The 16317-nt window shown below is 62.7% G+C and carries 20 protein-coding genes; 17 read left to right on the top strand and 3 right to left on the bottom strand.

All coding sequences use genetic code 11. The features are described 5' to 3' along the window. The first annotated feature begins 119 nt into the window (after positions 1-119). From PSH59_RS24280 to madM, 13 genes are all read left to right on the top strand, one after another. Positions 120-1664, top strand: a complete 1545-nt coding sequence (locus PSH59_RS24280) for a Fic family protein (RefSeq protein WP_305393843.1) — start codon at positions 120-122, stop codon at positions 1662-1664. 117 nt (positions 1665-1781) lie between these two features. Next, the gene (locus PSH59_RS24275; RefSeq protein WP_370694440.1) at positions 1782-1955 is read left to right on the top strand and encodes a hypothetical protein; all 174 of its coding nucleotides are present in this window, start codon (positions 1782-1784) and stop codon (positions 1953-1955) included. Further along, positions 1933-2352: a hypothetical protein gene (locus PSH59_RS24270; protein ID WP_370694388.1), complete on the top strand. Its 420-nt coding sequence runs from the start codon at positions 1933-1935 to the stop codon at positions 2350-2352. The genes PSH59_RS24275 and PSH59_RS24270 overlap by 23 nt, the downstream gene beginning before the upstream one ends. Before the next feature lie 335 nt (positions 2353-2687). Beyond that, positions 2688-2927, top strand: coding sequence for a DUF6124 family protein (locus PSH59_RS24265; RefSeq protein WP_305393841.1), 240 nt, complete (start codon positions 2688-2690; stop codon positions 2925-2927). Positions 2928-3134: 207 nt separating this feature from the next. Next, positions 3135-4805 (top strand): malonate decarboxylase subunit alpha, encoded by a 1671-nt coding sequence (gene mdcA, locus PSH59_RS24260; RefSeq protein WP_305393840.1) that lies wholly within the window; start codon positions 3135-3137, stop codon positions 4803-4805. Then, complete coding sequence (locus PSH59_RS24255) at positions 4806-5639, top strand: triphosphoribosyl-dephospho-CoA synthase (RefSeq protein WP_305393839.1); 834 nt, start codon at positions 4806-4808, stop codon at positions 5637-5639. After that, positions 5639-5938 carry a malonate decarboxylase subunit delta gene (locus tag PSH59_RS24250; protein WP_248080542.1) on the top strand — a complete coding sequence of 100 codons (300 nt, stop codon included), beginning with the start codon at positions 5639-5641 and terminating at the stop codon, positions 5936-5938. Before PSH59_RS24255 ends, PSH59_RS24250 begins: the two co-directional genes overlap by 1 nt. Then, positions 5931-6773 carry a biotin-independent malonate decarboxylase subunit beta gene (locus tag PSH59_RS24245; RefSeq protein WP_305393838.1) on the top strand — a complete coding sequence of 281 codons (843 nt, stop codon included), beginning with the start codon at positions 5931-5933 and terminating at the stop codon, positions 6771-6773. Before PSH59_RS24250 ends, PSH59_RS24245 begins: the two co-directional genes overlap by 8 nt. After that, positions 6770-7540 carry a biotin-independent malonate decarboxylase subunit gamma gene (gene mdcE, locus PSH59_RS24240; protein ID WP_305393837.1) on the top strand — a complete coding sequence of 257 codons (771 nt, stop codon included), beginning with the start codon at positions 6770-6772 and terminating at the stop codon, positions 7538-7540. Before PSH59_RS24245 ends, mdcE begins: the two co-directional genes overlap by 4 nt. Beyond that, on the top strand, positions 7534-8130 hold the full coding sequence (locus PSH59_RS24235; protein WP_305393836.1) for a malonate decarboxylase holo-ACP synthase: 597 nt from the start codon (positions 7534-7536) through the stop codon (positions 8128-8130). Before mdcE ends, PSH59_RS24235 begins: the two co-directional genes overlap by 7 nt. Then, positions 8127-9026 (top strand): malonate decarboxylase subunit epsilon, encoded by a 900-nt coding sequence (mdcH, locus tag PSH59_RS24230; protein ID WP_305393835.1) that lies wholly within the window; start codon positions 8127-8129, stop codon positions 9024-9026. Before PSH59_RS24235 ends, mdcH begins: the two co-directional genes overlap by 4 nt. A gap of 67 nt (positions 9027-9093) precedes the next feature. Further along, entirely contained in the window at positions 9094-9486 is a 393-nt protein-coding gene (madL, locus tag PSH59_RS24225) for a malonate transporter subunit MadL (RefSeq protein WP_248080527.1), read from the top strand. 5 nt (positions 9487-9491) lie between these two features. After that, complete coding sequence (madM, locus tag PSH59_RS24220) at positions 9492-10256, top strand: malonate transporter subunit MadM (RefSeq protein ID WP_248080524.1); 765 nt, start codon at positions 9492-9494, stop codon at positions 10254-10256. A gap of 58 nt (positions 10257-10314) precedes the next feature. Here madM and PSH59_RS24215 read toward each other — a convergent pair whose 3' ends face one another. Further along, a complete protein-coding gene (locus PSH59_RS24215) occupies positions 10315-11235 on the bottom strand; it encodes a LysR substrate-binding domain-containing protein (RefSeq protein WP_248080521.1) in 921 nt (306 codons plus the stop codon). 144 nt (positions 11236-11379) lie between these two features. On the opposite strand from PSH59_RS24215, the gene PSH59_RS24210 reads away from it, so the two are divergent. Further along, positions 11380-11997 carry a hemolysin III family protein gene (locus PSH59_RS24210; protein WP_248080518.1) on the top strand — a complete coding sequence of 206 codons (618 nt, stop codon included), beginning with the start codon at positions 11380-11382 and terminating at the stop codon, positions 11995-11997. Between the two features lie 16 nt (positions 11998-12013). Here PSH59_RS24210 and PSH59_RS24205 read toward each other — a convergent pair whose 3' ends face one another. Then, positions 12014-12916 (bottom strand): LysR family transcriptional regulator, encoded by a 903-nt coding sequence (locus tag PSH59_RS24205; protein WP_305393834.1) that lies wholly within the window; start codon positions 12914-12916, stop codon positions 12014-12016. Between the two features lie 99 nt (positions 12917-13015). On the opposite strand from PSH59_RS24205, the gene PSH59_RS24200 reads away from it, so the two are divergent. From PSH59_RS24200 to PSH59_RS24190, 3 genes are read left to right on the top strand one after another with little or no spacing between them, the layout of a single operon-like run. After that, entirely contained in the window at positions 13016-14257 is a 1242-nt protein-coding gene (locus PSH59_RS24200) for a D-amino acid dehydrogenase (protein WP_248080686.1), read from the top strand. 11 nt (positions 14258-14268) lie between these two features. Next, positions 14269-14619: a RidA family protein gene (locus PSH59_RS24195; protein ID WP_305393833.1), complete on the top strand. Its 351-nt coding sequence runs from the start codon at positions 14269-14271 to the stop codon at positions 14617-14619. A 25-nt stretch (positions 14620-14644) separates the two neighbouring features. Continuing rightward, positions 14645-15547: a transporter substrate-binding domain-containing protein gene (locus PSH59_RS24190; RefSeq protein WP_305393832.1), complete on the top strand. Its 903-nt coding sequence runs from the start codon at positions 14645-14647 to the stop codon at positions 15545-15547. A 37-nt stretch (positions 15548-15584) separates the two neighbouring features. Here the strand turns inward: PSH59_RS24190 and PSH59_RS24185 are convergent, their stop codons facing one another. Further along, on the bottom strand, positions 15585-16304 hold the full coding sequence (locus PSH59_RS24185; protein WP_305393831.1) for a 16S rRNA (uracil(1498)-N(3))-methyltransferase: 720 nt from the start codon (positions 16302-16304) through the stop codon (positions 15585-15587). Positions 16305-16317: the final 13 nt, after the last annotated feature.

The raw sequence follows: 16317 nt of genomic DNA, 5'->3' as shown, positions 1-16317 counted from the left end.
CTGCTCATTTTTTATCAAATTAGAGTGAGCAGTAACATTTTTATCAGGGCGATATTATTGTTTTCGCCTACTATCCCCTCGTTGTTATCATTTTTAAACGCTCGTCGGGGGATTCGATAATGCAGGTAGGCTTCAAGGCACTCGCCGACCAATACAGCATTGCGCTTGCTCAACCCCTACGCGTCGAATCGGTAATCGGTACGACCCGCATGAGCCGTGAGAGCGATGGACATGTGGAACGCAAGTATCCCGCCAGCTACCAGCCATCGGACGACTTCGCGGGGCATTTTGAGTTTGGGCTCAAGTACGAAGAGATTCACCTCGAGTTTTTTGCCCGTCTGTTTGCCACGGTTGGCCCGACACCAATCGAAGACTGGTGCCGGCGAGCGCCCTTTGGTCAATATGCTCGCCGTGCTGGATTTCTCTATGAGTGGCTGACGGGGCAGCACCTTGACGTACCGGATGTCACCAATGGCGGTTATATCAATGCCATATCAGCCCAGCATTACCTGACGCGAGTTGAGCTTCTACGGATACGGCGCTGGCGCATCAACAATAATTTTCCCGGTACGCCAGCGTTCTGCCCCTTGGTGCGCCGTACCGAATCTGTTCAAGAAGCGCTGCAATTTGACGTGGGCGGGGCCCTTCGCGAGCTGAACCAAACCTTTGGCGCTGACATCCTGATGCGCACGGCCAGTTGGCTGACGCTCAAGGAGTCGCGGGCCAGCTTTCTGATCGAGCAAGAGTCAGACAAAGCCGACAGGATCCAGCGGTTCGCCCACGTGATCGCCAAGTACTGCGGTCGTATCGAGAGCCCGTTGAGCAACGACAGCCTGCACACATTGCAAGCCGGTATTTTGGGGCACGATGCGTTCGGGTTGGGTTTGCGACGCTCACCGGTCTTTGTGGGGCAAGCGACGATGCGCGAGGACATCGTGCACTACATCGCGCCTGCCTTCGATGGACTGCCGCACTTGCTCGGTGGCCTCGAAGCATTCGAACTGGCCACGCGCGGCGCCGAGCCGTTGGCTCGGGCGGCGGCAATCGCTTTTGCCTTTGTGTATATCCATCCGATGCGCGATGGCAATGGTCGGATTCATCGTTTCTTGATCAACGATATGTTGATCCGTGATAAAGCGGTGCCGGAGGGCGTGATCCTGCCTGTATCGGCCACTATCACCAGTTCGATTGATTTTCGGGCGCGTTATGACCGTACGTTGGAAGTGTTTTCGCGACCATTCATGCAACGCTATGCAGCTTCCTATCGTTTTGGAAAAGCTGCCGTCTACGAAGACGGCACCTCAAGCAACCTGGTCTTCGATGACTACGCCGACGCGCACTTTGCATGGCGCTATCCGGATCTGACCGAGCACGTGCTGTACACGGCGCAGGTCGTGGCGCATACCGTCCGCACCGAGATGGCCGATGAAGCGCGAGTGCTCATCATCTTCCAGCTTGCCCAGGAGCGGCTCAAGGACGTGCTGGAAATGCCGGATCCGGACGTGAACCGCATCATTCGCTCGCTCAAGGAAAATGGCTGGCAGGTATCCGGGAAACTGAAGAAAGCCTATCCGCAGTTGGACGATTCAGGCCGCGCAGAGCGTGTTGTGGAAGCCGTGCGATCGGCGTTTGAGGAGCGAGAAGTGGGGAGTGGCGAAGAGTGATCGGGGCAGTTTTGGGCCGTGCATGAACTTCTCGTGGACTACCCTTGGAACTACAAGAAGCGAGGACGTCAGTACTAGGCTTTTGGTAATTTCAATTACGGTGCTACAGGTACGGTACTGGGGATTCCCGAGCATGTTCTGTTACGGGCGGCAGGCGTCGCTCAAACATTCGCAAAAACCACCATGCCTGAGTTTGGACCATGGTGGGGCGGTGACCCTTTTGGCGACGATCCTCGCGATCAATATTGGATAAGCAGGGGCGTTGAGTATGCAATTTCTCAGGGCTACTAAGGGCCTCTTACCTGTCCTGCGTAACTGCCTTCTGGTGGCCTGCCTGATATACATCGGGGCCAATTGGATCATGTCATCCGGTACGCCCGACTTGGACGAAGTGGTTTTGAAACACGCCTTGGGCAACGGCAGTTCAATTTATGGCGCGCGTGACGGGCAGGGCGGCGCGACAGTGGGCTTTTCCTACAGGTACTACGTTCATAAGGACTTGGGCAGTGATCAAGAGATACTGACGGCACTGGTCTCGGCACATCCATTTCTAAAAACCAAGGAGCCTGATGTTCAAGTGACCCAGGCGGATGGAACCATCCGGCTCATTGTCCGTGGGGAAGTTTATGAGTACCGCAGCTACCCGCTTGAAGGTTTGGGGGCTGTGAGCATAGACATGAGGTTATAGACCTGCGCCTGCTGGCTTCGGATTTTTCCCGCAAGATTTTGGGCTGTGCGTGAACTTGTCGTGGGTGCTCAGCGCGCCTAGTCTTCGTCCCGTCATCGCAAAAAACGGTGACACGGACGTGCAAGTCCGGTTACATGTCGGCGCACCAACGCCCATAGCCATTCAGCGGGCGTTTTTTATGCTTGCTGTACTTGTTATGGCGGCTGTGCGCGGGAGATCCCTCGGGGTCTGCCGGGGTCCGATATGCCCGGTCTTGCACACCTGCGCACAGCTGCCACCTTATTCGCGTGCAAGCGGAAGAGGGCAGTCTTCATCCCATATCGGAGTTGTAAATCATGGTCAAACCTACCCCCAATCCACCCCTCTTCACCGTAACCCCCCACCAAGACACCGAAACCCTGCTGGTCAACGCCAGCGAAACCCTGTCCTCCCTGAACGCACTCACTTGCAACCTGGCCTTCGACCTGGACACTTCCCCGCGCGCCATCATGCTCGGGATCCAGCAAATGGCCGAGTTGGGGCAGTTGCTCGTGGATCAGGCACTGGAAAACATTTCCCCCTCGCCAGCGGCTTAGAACTTGATCGTTCCCAAAAAGGGGCTGATCAGTCCCTTTTTGGGGCTGTAATCTCGCAGGCACCACATTTAGATCATCTTTCGACTCGGGTCAGCGTTTGTTGATACTCCATTACTCCAACCGTAATAATCCACCGCCCAGCTTGATTGATGGCCCCCCGATTCACTCCTAAGGTAAGCCCCACGACAGCAAACCCGTGGAGCGACCATGACAACAACAATAACCCCCGACTCGCGCTGGACGCGGCGGCGCGACGAGAAGCAGCGGCGGCTCGGGCTGGTCAAAACGTACGCAGACGGCGCGGTGTTGCCTGGCGACCGGATCGTCGAAGCGCTCGAGGCGCTGATCCTCCCCGGCGACCGCGTGGTGCTGGAAGGTAACAACCAGAAGCAAGCCGATTTCCTCTCGCGCTCCCTGGCCAAGGCCGACCCCGCCAAGCTCCACGATTTGCATATGATCATGCCCAGTGTCGGCCGTGCCGAGCACTTGGACCTGTTTGAAAAGGGCATCGCCCGCAAGCTCGATTTCTCCTTCGCCGGCACCCAGTCCCTGCGCATCAGCCAGTTGCTGGAAGACGGCTTGCTGGAAATCGGCGCGATTCACACCTACATCGAACTCTATGCCCGCCTGGTGGTGGACCTGATCCCCAACGTGGTGCTCTCGGCCGGGTTCATGGCCGACCGCGCCGGCAACATCTACACCGGCGCCAGCACCGAAGACACCCCGGCGCTGATCGAACCGGCGGCGTTCAGCGATGGCATCGTCATCGTGCAGGTCAACCAGTTGGTGGACGACGTCACCGACTTGCCCAGGGTCGACATCCCCGCCAGTTGGGTGGATTTTGTGGTGGTGGCCGACAAGCCGTTCTACATCGAGCCGCTGTTCACCCGCGACCCGCGCCATATCAAGCCGGTGCATGTGCTGATGGCGATGATGGCGATCCGTGGCATCTACGAAAAACACAACGTGCAGTCGCTCAACCACGGCATCGGCTTTAACACCGCTGCCATTGAGCTGATTCTGCCCACCTACGGTGAGTCCCTGGGCCTTAAGGGCAAAATCTGCCGCAACTGGACCCTCAACCCGCACCCCACGCTGATCCCGGCGATCGAAAGCGGCTGGGTCGAAAGCGTGCATTGCTTCGGCACCGAACTGGGCATGGAAAACTATATCGCCGCGCGGCCGGACGTGTTCTTCACCGGTCGCGATGGCTCGATGCGCTCTAACCGGATGTTCTGCCAACTGGCCGGCCAATACGCGGTGGACCTGTTCATCGGCGCCACCCTGCAGGTCGACGGCGACGGCCATTCCAGCACCGTGACCCGTGGCCGCCTCGCTGGTTTTGGCGGCGCGCCGAACATGGGCCACGACCCCCGCGGCCGCCGTCACAGCACCCCGGCCTGGCTGGACATGCGCCACGACGACGCGCCGCAAGCTTTGCTCGAACGCGGCAAAAAACTCGTGGTGCAAATGGTCGAGACCTTTCAGGAAGGCGGAAAACCGACCTTTGTCGACACCCTGGATGCGGTGGAGGTGGCGCGCAAAAGCGGCATGCCCCTGGCGCCGATCATGATCTACGGCGACGACGTCACCCACCTGCTCACCGAAGAAGGCATCGCCTACCTGTACAAGGCGCGCTCCCTGGAAGAGCGCCAGGCGATGATCGCCGCCGTCGCCGGAGTGACCGCCATCGGCCTGCGCCACAACCCCAAGGACACTGCGCGCATGCGCCGCGAAGGCCTGATCGCTTTGCCCGAGGACCTGGGGATTCGCCGCACCGACGCCTCCCGCGAGTTGTTGGCCGCCAAAAGCGTGGCCGATCTGGTGGAGTGGTCCGGTGGCTTGTACAACCCGCCCGCCAAATTCAGGAGCTGGTAGATGCGCGCTCTCGAACTGCATGAACTGAGCCTCGCCGAGCGCCTGGCCGACATGGCGGTCGATGCGCTGATCGACGAAGCCGACCTGTCGCCTAAACCCGCCCTGGTGGACCGTCGCGGCAATGGCGCCCACAGCGATTTGCACCTGGGCCTGATGCACGCCTCGGCGCTGTCTTTGTGGCCGATGTTCAAGGAAATGGCTGAAGCCGCGATTGAGCTGGGGGAAGTCGGCCTGCCGCTCCGCGAAGCGCTCGGGCGCATCGGCCGCGAAGGTGAGCAGGCGATGCTCGTCACCACCCAGGGTGTGAATACCCATCGCGGTGCGATCTGGGCGCTGGGTTTGCTCACCGCCGCCGCTGCCCTGGCGCCGCGCGCGGTCACCCTGACGGCCGCCCGATTGGCCCTGCTCAACGACCGCTATGCACCCCAACCGCTGAGCCACGGTGCGCAAGTCGCCCAGCGTTATGGCGCCAGGGGGGCCCGTGAAGAAGCGCAACTGGGCTTTCCCGCGGTGACGCAACGCGGCCTGCCGCAGCTGCACAAGAGCCGCCGCCAGAACGCCGGCGAACAGAGCGCGCGGCTTGACGCCCTGCTGGCGATCATGACCGAGCTGGCCGACACCTGCGTGCTCTACCGTGCCGGCCCCGAAGGCCTGCACGTGATGCAACGCGGTGCCCAAGCGGTGCTGGATGCCGGTGGCAGCGCGACCCTCGCCGGGCGCCGCCAATTGCACGAACTGGATGACCAACTGCTGGCCCTGAATGCCTCCCCCGGTGGCGCCGCCGACCTGTTGGCCGCCTGCCTGTTTATCGACCGCCTCGACGGAGCGTTGTGATGGAAACCTTATCCTTTGAATTCCCCGCCGGGCAGCCACCTACCGGCCGTGCGCTGGTGGGTTGCGTCGGCTCGGGCGACCTGGAAGTGCTGTTGGAACCGGGCGTGCCCGGCACCCTGACCATCCAGGTGCAGACCTCGGTCAATGGCGCGCAGCAACGCTGGCAGCACCTGTTCGAGCGGATCTTCCAGGAGCAGACGCCACCGGCATTGAACATTGATATCCACGATTTCGGCGCCACCCCCGGTGTGGTGCGCTTGCGCCTGGAGCAGGGTTTCGAGGAGATCGGCCATGACTGACTTGCTCGCCAAACACAGCTTTGTCGAACTCGGTGCGCGCCAGCGGGCCAAGGCCTTGCTGGACGCCGGCTCCTACCGTGAACTGCTCGACCCGTTCCAACGTGTCATGTCGCCCTGGCTCAGCCGCCAAGGCGTGGTCCCCCAGGCTGACGACGGGGTCATCATCGCCAAAGGCAGCATTGATGGCTTGCCGGTGGTGATCGCGGCCATCGAAGGCAACTTCCAGGGTGGCAGCCTTGGTGAAGTCGGCGGCGCAAAAATCGCCGGCGCGCTGGAACTGGCTGCCGAAGACAATCGCAACGGCGTGCCGACCCGTGCCGTGCTGCTGCTGGAAACCGGCGGCGTGCGCCTGCAGGAGGCCAACCTGGGGCTGGCGGCGATTGCCGATATCCACGCGGCGATTGTCGATCTGCGCCAGTACCAGCCGGTGATTGCTGTGGTGGCGGGCAGCGTGGGCTGCTTTGGCGGTATGTCGATTGCTGCCGGCTTGTGCAGCTACCTGGTGGTTACCCGTGAGGCCCGCCTGGGCCTGAACGGTCCGCAGGTGATCGAACAGGAAGCCGGCCTGGAAGAATACGATTCACGCGACCGGCCTTTTATCTGGAGCCTCACCGGGGGTGAGCAGCGTTTCAACAGTGCCCTGGTCGACCGTTATGTGGCCGACGACGTGGTGCAGATCCAGCAGACCGTCACGACGTTGTTGCACGCAGGCGTACCCGCTCGGCAGCGCAGTCGCCAGGCCGATTTTTACCTCGCGCGTCTGGCCGAACTGGACACCACCGCGCAAATCGACCCGGCGACGGTTCGCGATCTGTATCAGGGAGAACGCTCATGAGAGGGTTGCAGTGGTTTAACGCGTTGAGCGCGGGGGCCGCGCCCGTCGCCGGGCTGCCGGACTCAGTGAAAGTGGCCGACGGCATGTTGGGTGAACAGGCGGTGCGTTTCATTGCCGTGGTCACCGACGCGCAAAACCGTTTCCCCCGTGCGCGCAACGGCGAAGTTGGCCTGCTCGAGGGCTGGGGCCTGGCCAAGGCGGTGGATCAAGCCATTGCCCTTGGCGACAAGCGCCCCATCATTGCCATCGTCGACGTACCAAGCCAGGCGTATGGCCGTCGCGAAGAAGCCCTCGGCATCCATCAGGCCCTGGCTGGCGCTGCCGACAGCTACGCCCGCGCCCGCCTGGCCGGGCACCCGGTGATCGCGCTGCTGGTGGGCAAGGCCATGTCCGGTGCATTCCTGGCCCACGGCTACCAGGCCAACCGCCTGATCGCCCTGCGCGATCCCGGTGTGATGGTGCACGCCATGGGCAAGGCTTCAGCGGCGCGGGTGACCCTGCGCAGCGTAGAAGAACTCGAAGCCCTGGCCGCCAGCGTGCCGCCCATGGCCTATGACATCGACAGCTTCGCCAGCCTCGGCCTGTTGTGGGAGACCTTGTCGGTCAGGCGGATCGAACAGCCCACGGCCGAGGATGTGACGCGAGTCAGCGAGTGCCTGGTGAGTGCGATCAAGGACGTGGACGGCTGTGAGTTGAGCGGCCGTCTCGGCGCCCCTCACCGCGCGGCCTCCAGTCACGTCCGCCAACTGCTGCGGGAACAATGGTGAACGCCCACGACTTGCTCTGGGGCATGACCCCGGCGCACCTGCCCGCCGACGCACCGGCCTGGGCGGTGGAAGCTATCAGCGCCGGCCACCCGGTGGTGGTGCGTCGTGCCGTTGCCCCGGCGGGCCAGGTGGCGGTGGGCGTGCGCGGGCGTTTGCGCGAGCAGCGCCTGGCAGCCCATATGCCGATTGCCGCCGTGCGTCGGCGTGTGGTGCCTGAAGCGCTGCGCGGCGTGATCTCGCCCCGTGACCTGCCGGCATTACAGGCGCTGGAGCAACTACGACCCGTGCTGGCGCAGGCCAATTGGGGCGTCAGTGGCAGCGCCGGCTTTGAGTTGGCCACTGGCATTGAAGCGTTGCACGCCCTGAGCGACCTGGATTTGATTCTGCGTGCGCCGCAGCCGCTGGCGCGCGAGCTTGCCCGCGCGCTGCTGGCGAAATTGGACAAGGCGCCGTGCGCGGTAGACCTGCAATTGCAAACCCCGTTTGGCGCGGTGGCCTTGCGCGAATGGGCCGGCCCCTCACGGCGCGTGCTGCTCAAAACCGCCAGCGGTGCGCAGCTTGTCCTCGACCCCTGGCAGGCCGTGGCATGAGCAGCTTGCTGGTGTTTCCAGGACAGGGTGCGCAACGGCCGGGCATGCTCCAGTCGTTATCCCCTGACGTCCTGGATGAAGCCAGCGATGCCTTGGGGGAAGACGTTCGCCTGCTCGATAGCGCGAACGCCCTCGCGTCGACCCGCGCGGTTCAGCTGTGCCTGCTGATCGCCGGCGTGGCCCACGCGCGTCTGCTGCAACACACGCCGGATTACGTGGCGGGCCTGTCCATCGGCGCCTACCCGGCGGCGGTGATCGCCGGTGCGCTGGATTTTGCCGATGCAGTCCGCCTGGTCAGCCTGCGCGGTGAATTGATGCAACAGGCTTATCCGCACGGCTACGGTATGACCGCGCTCATCGGCCCGCCGTTATCCACCGTTGAAACCTTGTTGGCCGAGGTGCACAGCCCCGAAACACCGGTGTACCTGGCTAATATCAATGCCGATAACCAGACCGTGATCGCCGGCAGCGACGCCGCGATGAACCGCGTCGCCCAGCGTATCAAGGGTAATGGCGTGGCCCGGCGCCTGGCCGTGAGCGTGCCGTCCCATTGCGCGCTGTTGGAGGAACCGGCCCGGACACTGGCGCAGGCCTTTGTGACACTCAAGGCGCCGCGCATCACCTACCTGAGCAGCACCCGCGCGCGACCGGTGCACAACCCGGAACAGCTGCGCGATGACCTGGCTTTTAACATGTGCCGCATCGTTGACTGGCGCGGCACCGTGCAAAGCGCCTACGAGCGCGGCGTGCGTCTGCAAATCGAACTGCCACCGGGCGCCGTGCTCACCGGGCTGTCGCGCCGGGTGTTTGAACAAGGCACGGTGATCGCCTGCGAAGGCGCGCGCCTGGATACGTTGCAGGCCCTGCTGACAGAGGAGGAGCGCCGCCACCGATAAAGCACCACCCAAGGCTTTCGAAGCACAAAAACAACAATGTCGATCGAGCACTTTGAGGACAACAATAATGATTATTTACGGTGTGGCTTTTTTGGCGTTCTGCACGTTGGCAGGGCTGTTTATCGGTGAGCTGTTAGGCAAGTTGCTGGGTATCCCGGCCAACGTCGGCGGGGTGGGTATCGCCATGCTGCTGTTGATTGGTCTGGGCAGTTACCTGGCCAAGCGCGGTCTGTTTACCGGCAAATCGGAGCAGGGCGTGAGCTTCTGGGGGGCAATCTATATTCCGATCGTGGTGGCCATGGCCGCCCAGCAAAATGTGTATGGCGCCATCAGTGGCGGGCCCATGGCGATTCTGGCCGGGACCCTGGCCGTGGTGCTGGGCTTTGCCCTGGTGCCGGTGCTGGTACGCATCGGCAACCGTGAGCCGAGTGCGGTTGTTCCCACCAAAGAAGCCGGGTGATTGCCATGTACGAATCCATGATGAAAGTGATCACCGGCTACGGCCTGATCAGCGGTTTCGCGATAATCGGCCTGACCATGTGGGTCTCCTACTGGATCTCCGACACCTTCACCAAGGGCCGTCTGCATGGCTCGGCCATCGCCATTTTGCTGGGGTTGGTGCTGTCTTACGTGGGCGGCGCCTTCACGGGTGGCTCCAAGGGGGTGGTGGATATTCCGCTGTTATCGGGCATCGGGCTGTTGGGTGGGGCGATGCTGCGGGACTTCGCAATCGTCGCCACGGCGTTTGGCGTGAGTGTGGATGAGCTGAAACGCGCCGGGTTTGTGGGCGTGCTGGCGTTGTTTGTCGGGGTGGGCTCATCGTTCGTCGCTGGCGTCGGCGTGGCCATGGCGTTCGGCTACACCGATGCCGTGAGCCTCACCACCATTGGGGCGGGCGCGGTGACCTACATCGTCGGGCCGGTCACAGGGGCGGCGATTGGCGCCAGCTCCGAGGTGATGGCGCTGTCGATTGCCGCCGGGTTGATCAAGGCGATTCTGGTAATGGTCATGACCCCGTTCGTGGCGCCGCTGATTGGCCTCAACAATCCTCGCAGTGCGGTGATCTTCGGCGGGTTGATGGGCACCTCCAGTGGTGTGGCGGGCGGGCTGGCGGCGACCGATCCGAAACTGGTGCCTTATGGCTGTCTGACTGCGGCGTTCTATACGGCGCTGGGGTGTCTGCTGGGGCCGTCGTTGTTGTTTTTGCTGATGCGCGGGTTGGTGGGCTGACGACGGATGTGCGTTGTCTGGTCTGGCGCCATCGTGGGCTTGCCCCGATGGCGGCGTGTCAGGCGGTCAGCTGCCGGTTGGCATACATCCGGCACTCGGCCAACAACGCCAGCAAATTAGGGTCACGCTCCTTGGCCTTGAGGAACACCACCCCAATATGCTGCTGCAGGCGATACTTGGCTTGCAGCGGTATCAGCTTCACGCGGTTCTCATACACCGCGGCAATCCGCCCCGGCAGCAGCGCATAGCCCACCCCCGAACTGACCATGCTCAACAGCGTGAAGATGTCGTTGACCTGCATCGCCACCTTCGGCTCGAACCCCGCCTGCTTGAACACACGGTTGCCGTCCTGGTGGGTGGCGAAGCCTTGGGTGAGGGTGATGAAGGTCGCGTCGCGCACGTCGGCCAGGTCGATTTCGCGGGCGCGGTCCAAGGGCGAGTCGGCCGGGGTGGCGAGGAAGATGTCGTCGGAGAACAGCGCGATCTGTTCGCAGTCCGGGTCGTTGGCGTGTTCGTCGAGGGAGATCAGGATCGCGTCGACTTCCATGTTCTTGAGCTTGTAGAGCAGGTCGAAGTTGGAGCCCAGGATCAGGTCGATGTTGAGTTCACTGCGGCGGATTTTCAGGCCCATGATCAGCTGCGGTACGGTCTTTACCGTCAGCGAATACAGCGAGCCCAGCTTGAAGCGCTCGGCCGAAAACCCTGCGGCTTCGCGGGTCAGACGTACGCTGTCGACCACATCGGCCACCAGTTTCTGCGCGCGTTCTTCAAGTACGTAGGCGCTTTCCAGCGGCGTGAGGTTGCGCCCTTCATGTTTGAACAGGGGGCAGCGCAGGGCGTTTTCCAGCGAATGAATGGCGCGGTGCACGCTGACGTTGCTGGTTTGCAGTTCGGCGGCGGCGCGGGCGAGGTTGCCGGTGCGCATGAACGCCAGGAAGATTTCGAGTTTTTTGAGGGTGAATTCTTCGTCGATCAGCATGGCCGTGGGCTCTTGTTCGAATGCGCTCGATTGTGCCCGCAAAACCGCGCCGCGTCGCCGGAACGTCATACGAGGCTTGCACTCTGATGCGCAAGGCGGGAGGCTTGCCGCCAGCGGCTAACGGTTACAGGAGGTCAATGACAGATGTATCACGGGGAACGCTTCAACGCCTGGAGCCATTTGCTCGGTGCAGTCGCGGCGTGTATTGGCGTCGTGTGGATGTTGGTGGTGGCGAGTCTGGATGGCAGCCCCTGGAAGATCGTCAGCGTGGCGATTTATGGCTTTACCCTGATGGTGTTGTACAGCGCGTCGACCGTGTACCACAGCGTGCGCGGGCGGCGTAAACAGATCATGCAGAAGGTCGATCACTTTTCGATCTACCTGTTGATCGCCGGCAGCTACACGCCGTTTTGCCTGGTAACCCTTCGCGGCCCGTGGGGCTGGACGCTGTTCGGCATCGTGTGGGGTCTGGCGGTGATCGGCATTCTGCAGGAGATCAAGCCGCGCTCCGAGGCGCGCATCCTGTCGATCGTGATCTACGCGGTGATGGGCTGGATCGTGCTGGTGGCGGTCAAGCCGCTGCTGGCCGCACTGGGCACGGCCGGGTTTACCTGGCTGGCCGCGGGCGGGGTGTTGTACACGGTGGGCATTATCTTTTTTGCCCTGGAGGATCGCCTGCGCCATTCCCATGGGATCTGGCACTTGTTCGTGATCGGCGGCAGCCTGCTGCATTTCGTGGCGATCATGCATTACGTGCTGTGACCTGACCTGCGCGGTCTTACAGGCGCTCCAGCCATTCGCGGGCGCGGTCGCCAAACATCTCCAGCAGCTTGGCCAGCATATGCGGTGGCGGCTCATTGGCGCGGGTCAGTGCGTACAGCGTGATGGGCAGCGGCGGGCTGAGTGGACGGATGCAGGTGGTGGCCGTCGAGGCGCCCAAGGCGGTGAAGGGGTCGATCACGGTTAACCCCGCGCCGGATTCCACCATCGCACGGGCCAGTGAGTAGGTTTGCACCGAGATCGTCACCCGCGGTGCGGGCTCGACACTTTCCAGGTAACTGTCGAGCCTCGCCGCCAACGGGTCGGCGCTGGACAGGCCGATCAACGGCGCGCCGGCCAGGTCGGCCAATGGCAGCGGCCGATGCAGGTCGGCATTCGGCCAATAGCCCTTCGACGCCAGCGCCACCAGCACACCATTGGCCAGCACTTGGGTGGTCAGCCCTGGGTGGCCGGAGAAGTTGAGTGTCAGCGCCAGGTCGATCTCGCGCATCAATAGCTTTTGCACCAGTTCGCGGCTGTGGTCGCTGGACAGCTCGCAGGCGATGTCCGGGTAATCGCGTTTCCACGCCAGGATCGTCGGAGGCAGCAAAGACAGGGCCAATGCCGGGATCGCGCCAATGCGTACACTGTGCCCCGGCGCACGCCGCAAACTCTTGGCCAGGCGCCGCACGCCCTGCAGGCTCGCGGTGACTTTCTCGACTTCGCTTTCCAGCGCCAGGGCTTCCGGCGTGGGCTGCAATTTGCCGCGCACCCGCAGAAACAGCGGGAACCCCAGCTGCAACTCGGCGTGTTGCAGCACCTTGGTCACTGCCGGTTGCGACACATGCAGCAACTGCGCGGCGGCGCTGACGGAGCCGGTCTGGCGGATGGCTTGGAAGATCTCGATATGACGCAGGCGCATGGCAGGTCCATAACCTTTGTTTATGGGTGGCTCATCTTTATTCATTGTCGGCGGCCTGTCACCTGCGCCTACGCTTGAGGCCTCTTGATTCAACGGTGGGTGGCAGGGATGGTGTGCATCATTGGCGGCGGGGTGATCGGTTTGGCCAGTGCTTACGCGTTGGTACGCGCAGGCCATGACGTGACCGTGATCGACGCCCGCGACAGCCTTGGCAGCGAAACCAGTTTCGCCAACGGTGGGCAATTGTCTTACCGCTATGTTGCACCGTTGGCGGATGCCGGCGTGCCACTGCAAGCGCTTGGCTGGCTGCTGCGCGGCGATTCTCCACTCAAACTGCGCCCGCGCCTTGACCCCCAGCAGTGGCGTTGGATGGCGGCCTTTCTCGGCGCTTGCCGTCACTCGGTGAACACCCGCAATGCCGCCCACCTGCTGCGCCTGGCGACGCTGAGCCAGAGCACCTTGCAGCAATGGCGCGAGGACGATCGCCTGGACGGCTTCGACTGGCGGCGCAATGGCAAGTTGGTGATGTTTCGCACGGCCGCTCGCTTCGACCAGGCGCGCGGCAAGGTCATCGATAACCGGCACCAGCAGGTGCTGTCGGCCGCCGAATGCGCGGGCCTGGAGCCGGCGTTGGCGGGCGGTGGTTTTGTCGGCGGTATCCATACGCCGAGCGAGGAGGTGGCCGATTGTCATGGGTTCTGCCAGCAGTTGGCGGCCCGGCTCGCCGCCTCGGGGCGCTGTACCTTTTTGCTGGGGCGCAAGGTGACCGCAATTCGCCACGCGAACGGGGTGGTGCACGCCATCGAACTGGGTAACGACGTGATGCCGGTGCAACGACTGGTGCTGGCAGCCGGGCATCGCAGCGCCGAGTTGGGGCTGCCGGGCCTGGCGCTGCCACTGTACCCGCTCAAGGGCTACAGCCTGAGCGTGCCGATTGGCGCGCAGCACCAGGCCCCGAACGTAAGCATCACCGATTACGAGCGCAAGGTCGTCTACGCGCGGATCGGCGAGCAACTGCGGGTCGCGGCCATGGTGGATATCGTCGGCTTCGATGCCGGCCTTGAGCCCAAGCGCCTGGCGCTGATCAAGCGTCAGGCGGTCGAGACATTTCCTGCGGCCGGCGACTACGCCCACGCGGTGGAATGGGCCGGCATGCGGCCTGCCACCCCGACCGGAGTGCCGCTGATTGGTGCCAGCGTCTATCGCAACCTTTGGCTGAACCTGGGCCACGGCGCATTGGGCTTTACCCTCGCGTGCGGCAGCGGCCAATTGCTGGCCGAATTGATCGACCAGCGCACGCCTTCCATCGATATGCAGGGCCTGTCGCCCCGCGCCGCATAAGGGATGTACCCATGAGCATCAACCGAATCCGCAGCAACGAGCGTCTCAGTGGCGCCGTGACCTTCAAGGACCTGGTGTTTGTGTCGGGCCAAGTGCCGGACGCCGGCCAGGACGTGGCGACACAAACCCGCGAGGTGCTGGACAAGATCGACGCGCTGCTGGCCCAGGCGGGCAGCGACAAAGATCATTTGCTCAACGCGACCCTCTACCTCAAAGACATCGACAGCGGCTTCGCACCGATGAACGAGGTGTGGTGCGCCTGGCTGTCGCCGGGGCAGGCGCCCACCCGCACTGCCGTGCAGGCACAACTGGCGCGGCCGAGTGTGCTGGTGGAAATCAGCGTGATTGCCGCCCGTAAATAACTTCACAGACCAACGGAGCATAACAATGAAAAAGATCCTGTTGACCGGCTGCACCCTCGGGCTTTTGTTGGGCGCACAGGCCTACGCCAATGAACCGGCCCTGGACGGTACGCTGAGCAAAATCGCTAACGCCAAGGCCATCACCTTGGGGTATCGCGATGCCTCGGTGCCGTTTTCCTACGTAGGGGACAGCAGCGGCAAACCCATGGGCTATTCGGTGGACCTGGCGGGCAAGATTGTCGAGCGTATCCAGCAGAAAATCGGCCTGGCCGATCTTCAGGTGAAGTACAACCTGGTGACTTCCCAGACCCGTATCCCGCTGGTGCAGAACGGCACCGTTGATCTGGAATGCGGCTCCACGGGGGTGACGGCCGAGCGGCAGAAACAGGTGGCGTTTTCCTACGGGTTTATTTACGTAAAGGGCCAGTTGCTGACGGCCAGGGACAGCGGCATCAAGGGCTTCACCGACCTGGCGGGCAAGAACGTGGTGACCACCGCCGGCACCACGAACGAGCGCTTCCTCAAAAGTTATAACGCCGAGCACAAGGCCAATATGTTCGTGATCAGCGCCAAGGACCACGGTGAAGCGTTCAAGATGCTTGAGACCGGCCGCGCGGTTGCGTTCTACATGGATGACGCATTGCTTTACGGTGAGCGCGCCAAGGCCAAGGATCCGCACCATTGGGTCGTGGTGGGCGAGGAGCAATCGCGGGAGATCTACAGCTGCATGGTGCGCAAGGACGACCCGCAGTTTCTCGCGGTGGTCAATGACACCTTGGGCGACTTGTACCGCAGCGGCGAGATCAACGGGATTTACCAGCGCTGGTTTGAGCAGCCGATTCCGCCCAAGGGCTTGAACCTGGAGTTCCCGATGACCCGCGAGTTGAAGGCGATTATCGCCAAGCCGGTCAGTGACCCAGTGGAGTGATAACCCAAGCCATTTTTGATTGAGTTTGCAACGGGGGTTAGAAGTCGCCCCACAGCTGTTGGGCGACGGCCAATGCGACTACGGGCGCGGTCTCGGTGCGTAACACGCGCGGGCCCAGGCGCGCGGCGTGGAAGCCTGCATCCGTGGCGGCGTCGACTTCAGCGTCGGTCAGCCCGCCTTCCGGCCCGATCAGGAACGCCAGGCTCGACGGCTTGGCATGGCTGACCATCGGCTCGGCGACCGGGTGCAGCACCAGCTTGAGGTCCGCCTCGGCGTGCTTGAGCCAGTCCGCCAGCAACAGCGGTGGGTGAATCACCGGAACGGTGGAGCGTCCGCATTGCTCGCAGGCACTGATCGCCACCTGGCGCCAGTGCAGCAGGCGTTTGTCGGCGCGCTCGTCCTTGAGGCGCACTTCGCAGCGCTCGCTGAAAATCGGCGTGATCGCGTTGACCCCCAGCTCCGTGGCTTTCTGAATCGCCCAATCCATGCGCTCGCCCCGGGACAGGCCCTGGCCGAGGTGGATGTGCAGCGGCGATTCACTCTGGCCCGCGAAGTGTTCCGTCAGTTGCACACTGACGCGTTTTTTACCGACCTCCAACAATGTGCCGCGAAACTCCTGGCCGGAGCCGTCGAACAGTTGCACGGCGTCGCCTTCGACCATGCGCAGGACGCGGCTGATGTAATGCGCCTGGGCTTCGGGCAGTTCAACGTCGCCGAGGCTCAGTGGGGTGTCGGTGAAAAAGCGGGACAATCTCATGTCGGTTCTCTGA

Origin of the sequence: Pseudomonas sp. FP2309, assembly GCF_030687575.1 — a bacterium.
Taxonomy (GTDB): Bacteria; Pseudomonadota; Gammaproteobacteria; order Pseudomonadales; family Pseudomonadaceae; genus Aquipseudomonas.
The sequence above is the reverse complement of the archived record's forward strand: the minus strand, read 5'-3'. Positions and strand labels throughout refer to the sequence as shown.